This is a genomic window from Nonomuraea sp. NEAU-A123 (assembly GCF_018603905.1).
Taxonomy (GTDB): Bacteria; Actinomycetota; Actinomycetes; order Streptosporangiales; family Streptosporangiaceae; genus Nonomuraea.
The window spans coordinates 352,426-363,598 of sequence record NZ_JAHFZZ010000011.1; the positions used below are offsets into that span (position 1 = coordinate 352,426).

Genomic DNA, 11,173 nt, shown 5'->3' on the forward strand with positions numbered 1-11,173 from the left:
TGTGTCTTGAGCGAGCAGCGTCGCTTCCTCGCAGACCTGGTCAACGACCTGACGGTCGAGGTCCTGCGGACCGTGTTCCCCGATGCCCCCGACGCGGTGGACCCCCAGCGCGGCTTCAGGGAACTGGGACTCGACTCGCTGGCCGCCGTCGAGCTGCACGACCGTCTGGCCCAGGCGGTCGGCGCCGAACTGCCGATCACCATCGCCTTCGACCATCCCACCCCCGACGCGGTGGTCGACTACCTGTTCACCGAGGTGCTCGGGCTGGGCGACGCGGCGGCCGTAGAGGTCCACCCGGCCGTCGGCCGGGATGAGCCGATCGCCGTCATCGGCATCGGCTGCCGCTATCCGGGCGGAATCACCTCCCCGGAGGAGCTGTGGCGGCTCGTCGCCGAGAGCGGGGAGACCCTCACCGGGTTCCCCGTGGACCGGGGCTGGGACCTTGACCGGCTGTTCGACGACGATCCGGACGCGCCCAACTCCACCTATGTCCGGTCGGGGCACTTCCTGCACGACGCCGGTGAGTTCGACGCCGACTTCTTCGGCATCAACCCGCGTGAGGCCGTCGCCATGGACCCCCAGCAGCGCCTGGTGCTCGAGGCTTCCTGGGAGGCGTTCGAGCGGGCGGGCATCGATCCGCGCTCGCTGCGGGGCAGCCAGTCCGGCGTGTTCATCGGCGCCGAGCCGCAGGACTACGGTCCCCGGCTCGACAAGGCGCCGGAGGAGATCGAGGGCTACCTCGTGACGGGGAACGCCCCGAGCGTGGTGTCCGGCCGGATCGCCTACGCCCTCGGACTCGAAGGGCCCACGCTCACCGTCGACACCGCCTGCTCCGCCTCCCTGGTCGCCCTGCACCTGGCCTGCCAGGCGCTGCGCAACGGCGAGACCGACCTCGCGCTGGCCGGCGGCGTGACCGTGATGTCCACCCCCGGCACCTACACCGCGTTCAGCCGGCAGCGGGTGCTCGCCGCGGACGGCCGCTGCAAGGCGTTCGCCGCCTCCGCCGACGGCACCGGCTTCTCCGAGGGCGTCGGGATCCTCGCGATCGAGCGGCTGTCGGACGCGCGCCGCCGGGGCCACCCCGTGCTCGCGGTCATCCGGGGTTCGGCGATCAACCAGGACGGCGCGAGCAGCGGCCTGACCGCCCCGAACGGTCCCTCCCAGGAACGGGTGATCCGCCGGGCGCTGGCCGACGCGGGGCTGTCACCGGCCGAGATCGACGTGGTCGAGGCGCACGGCACCGGCACCAAGCTGGGGGACCCGATCGAGGCGCACGCGCTGATGGCCACGTACGGAAAGGACCGGGGCGAACGCGGGCCGCTGAGACTGGGCTCGATCAAGTCGAACATCGGGCACACCCAGGCGGCGGCCGGCGTGGCCGGTGTGATCAAGATGGCCATGGCCATGCGTCACGAGACGCTGCCCCGCACCCTGCACGTGGACGAGCCGTCGCCGTACGTCAACTGGTCGCTCGGCGCGGTCGAACTGCTCACCGAGAGCCGGCCCTGGCTCGCCAACGGTACGCCGCGGCGAGCCGGCGTCTCGTCCTTCGGCGTGAGCGGCACCAACGCGCACCTCATCCTCGAGGAGCCGCCAGTAGAAGCCACCCTGGACGGGGACGGCGGTCTGCCCCCGGCCGTCGTCCCCATGGTGCTGTCCGGGAAGGCGCCGGAGGCGCTGCGCGGGCAGGCCGCCCGGCTGGCCGCCCATCTGGCGGAACACGAGGACCTTGACCTGGCCGACGTCGCCCACTCGCTGGTGACCTCGCGCTCGACCTGGGAACACCGCGCGGTGGTCGTCGCCGGTGACCGGGCGGAACTGCTCGCCGGGCTGACCGCTCTGTCCGAAGGCGAGCCCGCCGCCGACGTGATCGAGGGCGAGGCCACCGCGGAGCGCCGCGCGGTCTTCATCTTCCCCGGCCAGGGCTCGCAGTGGGCGGGCATGGCCGTGGAGCTTCTGGACTCGTCCCCCGTCTTCGCGCGGCGCATGGACGAGTGCGCGGCGGAGATCGAGTCCTATGTCGACTGGCGGCTGCTCGATGTGCTGCGTGGCGAGCCGGGCGCCCCTTCGTTCGAACGGCTCGACGTCGTCCAGCCGGCGCTGTTCGCGGTGATGGTGTCGCTGGCCGCCCTCTGGGAGTCGCTGGGCGTGCGGCCGGCCGCCGTCGTGGGCCACTCGCAGGGCGAGGTCGCCGCCGCCTACGTGGCCGGCGGTCTGTCGCTGGCCGACGCCGTACGCGTGATCGTGCTGCGCAGCCGCCTGTTCGCCGAGCGCCTGATGGGCCGGGGCGGAATCGCCGCGATAGGCGCGTCGGCCGGTGCGGTGGAGGAGCGGTTGACCCGCTGGGAGGGACGGCTGTCCATCGGGGCGAAGAACGGCCCCTCGTCGTGCACCGCCGTGGGCGACGAAGCCGCCCTGGCCGAACTCGTCGCCCAGTGCGAGGCGGACGGCCTGCGGGCGCGCCTGCTGCCCACCACCGTCGCCTCCCACTGCGATCAGGTCGACCCGCTGCGCGAGCAACTGACCGAGATGCTCCGAACCGTGTCCCCGACCATGGGAGACGTGCCGTTCTACTCCACCGTCACCGGTGGTGTGCTGGACACCGAGGAGCTGACCGCCGACTACTGGTTCCACAACGCCCGTCAGCCGATCGAGTTCCAGGCCGTGATAGAGGGGCTGCTCGCGCGGGGACACGACGCGTTCCTGGAGATGAGCGCGCATCCGGTGCTCGTGATGAGCGTGCAGGACACGATCGAAGAGGCCGGGGCCGACGCGTTCGCCTCCGGCACGCTGCGCCGTGGCGAAGGCGATCTGCGGCGCGTGCTGGCCTCGGTCGCGCAGGCGCACGTACGCGGTGTGTCCGTCGACTGGGACAGCCTGCTCACCGGCGCGAAGCAGGTCGATCTGCCGACGTACGCCTTCCAGCGCAGGCACTACTGGCTGGAGAACCGGACCTCGGCCGGGGACGTCGCCTCGGCGGGACTGACCGCCCCCGGCCATCCGCTGCTGGGCGCGGCCGTGACGCTCGCCGAATCCGGCGGGGCGCTCCTCACCGGACGGCTCTCGCTCCAGCTCCACCCCTGGCTGGCCGACCACGCCGCCGCCGGCACGTTGCTGCTGCCCGGCACCGCCTTCGTCGAGCTCGCCATCCGGGCGGGCGACCAGGTCGGCTGCGGCCTGCTGGAGGAGCTGACGCTGGAGGCGCCGCTCGTCGTCCCCGAGCGCGGCGGCGTGTGGTTGCAGGTGTCCGTCGGAGCGCCAGAGGACGCGGGGCGCCGCCGGATCGGCGTGCACTCGCGGTCGGAGGACGCTCCGGCCGACGCGCCGTGGACCCGCCACGCGAGCGGGTACGTGGCCGTCGACGACGCGCCCGAGGTCTTCGACCTGGCCCAGTGGCCGCCGGACGGAGCCACCCCCGCGGACCTCGACGGCCTGTACGAACGGCTCGCCTCGGCCGGCTACGGCTACGGTCCGTTGTTCCAGGGGCTGAAGGCGGCTTGGCGGCGGGGTGACGAGGTCTTCGCCGAGGTCACGCTGCCCGAGCAGGCGCGGCGTGAGGCCGAGCTGTTCGGGCTGCACCCGGCGCTGCTCGACGCGGCGCTGCACGCGGGGTCGCTGCTGGACACCGCCGATGAGCGCCTGAGCCTGCCCTTCGCCTGGACCGGCGTGTCCCTCCGGGCCACCGGCGCCTCGGCCGTCCGAGTCCGGCTGTCTCCGGCGGGGCCCGACACCCTGTCGCTGTGGCTGGCCGACACCTCGGGCGTGCCCGTCGCCACCGTGCGCTCGCTGATCTCGCGCCCGGCCTCGGCACAGCAACTCTCCGCCGCTTCGGTCGCCCATGGCGACTCGCTGTTCCGCGTCGCATGGACCGCGGCGCCCGCGCTGCCGTCGGCGACAGCGGCCGGGGGTGCTGCGGTACTCGGGCCGGACCCGCACGGCTTGCGCCGGGCCGGCATCGCGAGCGCCGAGTTCGCCGACCTGACGGCGCTGACCACATCGGATCGGCTGCCCGACACGGTTTTCGTAACCTTCGGGTCGGACGGCTTCATGGAACAGGTGGGCGGCGACGTTCCGGACGGTGCGCGGGCGGCGACGCACCGGGCGCTGGGGCTCGTACAGGCTTGGCTGGCTGACGAGCGGCTGGCCTCGGTGCGGCTTGTCGTGGTGACCTGCGGCGCGGTGGCGGCGGGGACCGACGCGGAGGTGCGGGATCTGGCGAACGCGCCGGTGTGGGGCCTGTTGCGGTCCGCGCAGTCGGAGCACCCCGGCCGCTTCGTCCTGCTGGACCTCGACCACTCCGACGTACCGGTGCCCGCCGTGCTCGCGGCGCTCACCGAGCCGCAGCTCGCCCTGCGCGCCGGCGAGCTGCTGGTGCCCAGGCTGGCCCGCGCGGCCACCAACGACACGCTGACACCCCCCGCGGGCGCCCCGGAATGGCGCCTGGACGCGGCGATCAAGGGCAGCCTGGACGGCCTGTCACTGGTCCCGTGCCCGGAGGCGGCCCGCCCGCTCGGGCCGGACGAGGTGCGGGTGTCGGTACGCGCGGCCGGTCTCAACTTCCGGGACCTGGTCGTCACCCTCGGCATGGTGCCCGAACACGACGAGCCCATCGGCGGCGAGATCGCGGGTGTGGTGCTGGAGGTGGGAGCCGGGGTTGCCGATCTGGTGCCCGGTGATCGGGTGCTGGGGTTGCTGGATGGCGCGTTCGGTCCGGTGGGGGTGACGGATCGGCGGTTGCTGGCTCGTATGCCCGCCGGGTGGTCGTTCGCCGAGGCGGCATCGGTACCGGTGGCGTTCCTGACCGCCTACTACGGCCTGGTCGATCTGGCCGGGGTCCGGTCGGGCGACCGGGTGCTGATCCACGCGGCCGCCGGTGGGGTCGGGATGGCAGCGGTGCAACTCGCTCGCTGGCTCGGCGCGGAGGTCTTCGGCACGGCGAGCGAAGGCAAGTGGGGAGCGCTCGCGCTGGACGAAGACCATGTGGCCTCGTCGCGGACGCTGGAGTTCGCGGAGAAGTTCGGCCGGGTGGATGTGGTGCTCAACTCGCTGGCCGGCGAGTTCTTGGACGCCTCACTGGGACTGCTGTCCGAGGGCGGCCGGTTCCTGGAGATCGGCAAGACCGACGTCCGCGAGGCCGGCCAGGTCGCCGATGCCCACCCGGGCGTGCGGTACCTCCCGTACTCCCTGATGGAGGCCGGCCCCGACCGCCTGCGCGACCAGCTCGCCGAGGTGCTGGCGCTGTTCGAGAGGGGTGTGCTGGAGCTGCCGCCCGTCCGGGTCTGGGATGTGCGGCGGGCCGGGGAGGCGCTGCGGTTCATGTCGCTCGCCCGGCATACCGGGAAGATCGTGCTGTCGATGCCGCCCACGTTCGGCGGCGGCGGCGGGACGGTGCTCGTCACCGGCGGCACGGGCGGCCTGGGCGCGCTGGTGGCGCGCCATCTGGTGACGGTGCACGGGGTGCGGGACCTGCTGCTGGTGAGCCGGTCGGGGATGTCGGCCACGGGTGCGGCGGAACTGCTGCAGGAGCTGTCCGGACTGGGCGCGCGGGTACGCGTCGCGGCCTGCGACGTGGCGGACCGGGACGCGCTGGCCAAGGTGCTGGCAGAGGTCTCGGCACAGGCGCCGCTGCGCGGGGTGGTACATGCCGCCGGAGCGCTCGACGACGGGGTACTGGACTCGCTGACGCCGGAGCGCGTGGACGCCGTGCTGCGGCCGAAGGTCGCCGGGGCGTGGAACCTGCACGAGCTGACGCGGGAGCTGGATGTGTCGGCGTTCGTGCTGTTCTCCTCCGCGGCCGGTGTCCTGGGCGACGCCGGGCAGAGCAACTACGCGGCGGCGAACGTGTTCCTGGACGCCCTGGCGGCGCACCGGCGCGCGCACGGCCTCGCCGCGGTGTCGCTGGCCTGGGGCTTCTGGGAACAACGCAGCAACATGAGCGCCCACCTGCGCGAGGCCGACATAGCGCGGATGGAGCGGTCGGGCGCCCGTGGCCTCTCGTCCGAGGAGGGGTTGGCGCTCTTCGACGCCGCCCTGACGGTGGACGAGGCCCTGCTGGCGCCGATCCGCCTCGACCTCGCCGCGATGCGCCGCGAGTCCGCCTCGGTGCATCCGTTGCTCCGCGGCCTGGTCCACATGCCCGCGCAGCGGAACGTCGCCGCGAGCGCCGTACCCGCCGGTGCCGTCTCCGCTCTGGAGCGGCAACTGGCCGGGCTGCCCGAGACCGAACGCGACCAGGTGCTCGTCTCCCTGATCCGCGCGCAGGCCGCCACCGTGCTCGGCCACGCCGACGCCGCCTCGGTGGACGCCGGCCGGGCGTTCAAGGAGCTGGGCTTCGACTCGTTGACCGCCATCGAGCTGCGCAACCGGCTCAACGCCGCCACCGGGTTGCGGCTGTCGGCCACGCTGGTCTTCGACTATCCGACGCCCGCCGTACTCGCCCAGCACATCAAGGGCAAGCTGCTCGGCGCCGAGTCGCCGGCCGCGCCGGTCGCCGCGCCCGCCGCGCCGCTCGACGACGATCCGATCGCCATCGTCGGGATGAGCTGCCGCTATCCCGGTGGCGTCGACTCGCCGGAGGCCCTGTGGCGCATGCTGGTCGAGGGCCGGGACGCGATGGCGGAGTTCCCCGCCGACCGGGGCTGGGACCTGGAGCGGCTCTACGACCCCGACACCGAGAGCGCCGGCAGCAGTTATGCGCGGGTGGGCGGGTTCGTGTACGAGGCCGGAGAGTTCGACGCGGCCTTCTTCGGGATCTCGCCCCGCGAGGCCCTGGCCACGGACCCGCAGCAGCGGCTGCTGCTCGAAGCCTCCTGGGAGGCCCTCGAACGCGCGGGCATCGACCCCGGCGACCTCAGGGGCAGTCCGACAGGTGTGTTCGTCGGCGCTTCCGCCACCGGCTACGCCACCGGGCCCGCGCCGCTGCCCGAGGAGGTGGAGGGATACCTGATCACCGGCAATTCCAGCTCGGTGATGTCCGGCCGCGTCGCCTACGCGCTCGGCCTGGAGGGGCCCGCCATGACCTTGGACACGGCGTGCTCGTCGTCCCTGGTCGCCATGCATCTGGCCTGCGAGTCGCTGCGCCGCGGCGAAAGCACGCTGGCGCTGGCCGGCGGTGTGACCGTGCTGTCCACGCCCGAGATCTTCGTGGAGTTCAGCAGGCAGCGGGGGCTGGCGCGGGATGGGCGGTGTAAGGCTTTCGCCGAAGCGGCGGATGGTACGGCGTTCGCCGAGGGCGTGGGCCTGGTGCTGCTGGAGCGGTTGTCGGACGCGCGGCGCCTTGGCCATCAGGTGCTGGCGGTGGTGCGGGGCAGTGCGGTCAATCAGGACGGTGCGAGCAACGGGCTGACCGCGCCCAACGGCCCCTCCCAGCAGCGGGTGATCCGCCAGGCGGTGGCCAACGCCGGTCTCGGCCTGGCCGACATCGACGCGGTCGAGGGCCACGGCACGGGCACGACGCTCGGGGACCCGATCGAGGCGCAGGCGCTGCTGGCCACCTACGGACAGGATCGTCCGGAGGATCGGCCGCTGTGGCTGGGCACGGTCAAATCCAACATCGGCCACACCCAGTGCGCGGCGGGTGTCGCCGGTGTGATCAAGATGGTCATGGCGATGCGGCACGGCGTCCTGCCGAAGACGCTGCACGTCGACTCCCCGTCCTCGCACGTGGACTGGTCGGCCGGCGCGGTGTCGCTGGTGACCGAGCCGACCCCCTGGCCCGGCGGCGACCGTCCGCGCCGGGCGGGAGTGTCGTCGTTCGGGATCAGCGGGACCAACGCGCATGTGGTGATCGAGGGCGTTCCCGCCGAGGACCCGGTTCCGGATGACGCGCCGGCTCCCGCTGACGTGCCGGTGCCCGTGGTGGTCTCCGGTCGCGGTGAGGACGGCGTCCGGGCGCAGGCGGAGCGGCTGCGGGACTTCGTCGTGGGATCCGCGGCGGCCGGGCCGGCCGAGGTGGGTCATTCGCTGGTGCGAACGCGTTCACTGCTGAGCCATCGCGCCGTCGTGGTCGCGGCCGACCGGGAGCAACTGGTGGCGGGCCTGGCGCGGGTGGCCGCGGGGGCTGAGCCGGTCGACGTCGTGACCGGTCCGGAAGGACTCGGGGAGGGCTCCCGGGGCGGGCTGGGGTTCATGTTCACCGGTCAGGGAAGTCAGCGGACGGAGATGGGCCTGGAGCTGACCAGGGCGTTCCCCGCGTTCAAGGGACATCTGGAGGCGGTGGCCGCGGGCTTGGACCGCTACTTGGACGTGCCGCTGACCGAGGTGATGTGGGGGCGGCCGGAGCTCCTGGATCAGACGCTGTACGCCCAGACGGGGCTGTTCGCGGTAGAGGTGGCCCTCTATCGGCTGCTGGAGTCATGGGGCGTGGTGCCCGACTACCTGCTGGGTCACTCGGTGGGAGAGCTGACGGCCGCGCACGTGGCCGGGGTGCTGTCCCTGGAGGACGCGTGCGCGCTGGTGGCGGCCCGTGGCCAGTTGATGGGGAGCCTGCCCGCAGGCGGGGCGATGGTCGCGGTCGGAGCGGGAGAACGGACCGTGGCCGACCTGCTGTCCGAAATATCCGACCTGTCCGGGGTGGCGATCGCCTCGGTGAACGGGCCGGCTTCGGTCGTGGTCTCAGGCGACGAGCCCGCCGTGGAGCGGGTGGCGGAGGAGTTCGCCCGGCGCGGGGTGAGGTGCCGGCGGCTGCGGGTCAGCGACGGGTTCCACTCCCATCGCATGGAGCCGATCCTCGGCGCCTTCGGTGAGGTGGCCGGCGGGCTGGAGTACGGCGTCCCGGAGATCCCGGTGGTGTCGAACCTGACCGGCGAGCCGGTACGGGAGTTCTCGGCCGAGTACTGGGTGCGGCATTTGCGAGAGCCGGTGCGGTTCGCCGACAGCGTCGCCTTCCTGCGCGAACGGGGCGTGCGGACCCTTCTGGAGCTGGGTCCCGACGGCGTGCTGTCGGGGCTGGTGCAGGAGCAGGGGCCCGTGCCGGTGGCGCTGCCGGTGCTGCGGCGCGATCGGGACGAGGCCGGGCAACTGGTGACCGCCCTCGGCCGGGCGTACGCGCGCGGGACGGAAGTGAATTGGGAGGCGTTCTTCGACGGCGCCGGGCGGGCGGTGGACCTTCCCACCTACGCCTTCCAGCGTCGCCATTACTGGCTGCGGTCCTCCCACCACGGCGGTGATCCCGCCTCCCTCGGGCTGGAGGCCGCGGATCATCCTCTGCTGGGCGCCGCCGTCGAACTGCCCGACACCGGTGGATCGCTGTTCACCGGCAGGCTCTCGCTCGGCACCCACCCCTGGCTGGCCGATCATCGGATCCTCGACACCGTACTGGTGCCGGGCACGGCCTTCGTCGAGCTCGCCGTCGCGGCCGGCCACCAGGCAGGGTGCGACCTCGTAGAAGAGCTGACCCTGGAGACCCCCCTCGTGCTGGGGGAGCGGGACGCCGTCACGATCGAAGTGATCGTCTCCGGCGCGGACGACTCGGGCCGCCATACGCTGACCGTGTACTCGCGGGCCGCCGCGGGCGAGCGGCCCTGGATCCGGCACGCGACCGGGACTCTCGCAGTCGGAGCGCAACGGCCCGCCTTCGACCTGGCCGAATGGCCGCCACCCGGCGCCGAGCCCATCGACGTCGGCGGACTCTACGAGCGGCTGGCCGGCGAAGGCGTGGCGTACGGACCCGCCTTCCGGGGGCTGCGCGCGGCCTGGCAGCGCGACGGCGAGGTGTTCGCCGACGTCGAGCTGCCCGACGCCGTGGCCGCGGACGCCGGCCGCTTCGGTCTGCATCCGGCGCTGTTCGACGCCGTGCTGCACGCCATCGGGCTGGCCGAGCCGAGCGAGGACCAGCAGGTCGAGCTGCCCTTCACCTGGAGCGAGGTCAGCCTGTACGCGACCGGCGCCGCTGCCGCCCGCGTACGGGTATCCGCCGACGGCTCCGGCGCACCCCTGCTGACCGTGGCGGACGCCACAGGCGCGCCGCTGGCCACGGTGGGCTCGCTGGCCATGCGGCCGGTCTCCGGCGCCGGGCTCCGCGCCGGCCGGAACGGGACCGGCGCCTCGCCGTACCAGGTGACGTGGACACCGGTGACCACCGGCGCGCCCTGGGACGACTGGGCGGTGCTCGGCACCGAGGATGACGAGCTGCCCGGGGCCCTGCGTTCCGCGGGACTCCCCGTGCGCACCGCCGTGGGGCTGGCCGCGCTGAGCGTCACGCCGACGGTGGTGCTGGTCTCCGCCGGGTTCGCGTCCGCGTCGGCCGACCCTTCGGCGGCCGCCCGCGACGTGACCGGCCGAACGCTCGCCCTGCTGCAGGACTGGCTGGCCGACGACCGTTTCGCCGGCGCCAGGCTGGCGTTGGTGACCGGTGGCTCGGTGCGCGCCACCGCCGATGACGACGCCCCCGATCTCGTCCACGCGCCCGTCTGGGGTCTGGTACGCGCCGCGCAGGCCGAGAACCCCGGCCGGTTCCTGCTCATCGACGTGGACGGCACGGAGGCCTCCTACCGGGCGTTGCCTACCGTACTGGCCGGTCAGGAACCTGAGCTGGCCCTGCGCGAGGGCGAGGCCCGCGCGCCGCGGCTGACCAGGACCGACGACGACGGCCTGCTGAAGCCGCCGGCCGGTGCGGAGTCCTGGCGTCTGGAGATCACCGAGCCGGGCACGATCGACGCCCTGGAAGCGGCAGTCTGCGACGCGGCCCGACGGCCCCTGGGCGAGTTCGAGGTACGGGTGTCGGTGCGGGCTGGTGGACTGAACTTCCGCGATGTCCTGATGGCCCTCGGCATGTACCCCGGTGCGGCGTCCCTCGGGACCGAGGGCGCCGGCGTGATCGTCGAGGTCGGCTCCGGCGTCACCGCGTTCGCCCCGGGCGACAGGGTGCTCGGGCTGTTCGAGGAGAGTTTCGGGCCCTACACGACGACCGACCACCGGATGATCGCGCACATGCCGGCCGGCTGGTCCTTCGTGACCGCGGCCGCGATGCCGGCCGTGTTCGCGACCGCCTACTACGGCCTGGTCGATCTGGGCGGAGTGCGGTCGGGGGATCGGGTGCTGATTCACGCGGCTGCCGGTGGGGTGGGGATGGCGGCGGTGCAGCTCGCTCGCTGGCTGGGTGCGGAGGTGTTCGGCACGGCGAGTGTGGGCAAGTGGGGAGCATTGCCGCTGGATGCGGAGCATGTGGCCTCCT

At 73.3% G+C, this 11,173-nt stretch carries 1 protein-coding gene; it reads left to right on the top strand.

Annotated features, from left to right (window positions below; translation table 11 throughout):
* Positions 1–6: 6 nt before the first annotated feature.
* Positions 7–11,173 (top strand): type I polyketide synthase (locus tag KLK06_RS33325; protein WP_214639548.1); only part of this gene is annotated, 11,167 nt, incomplete at its 3' end.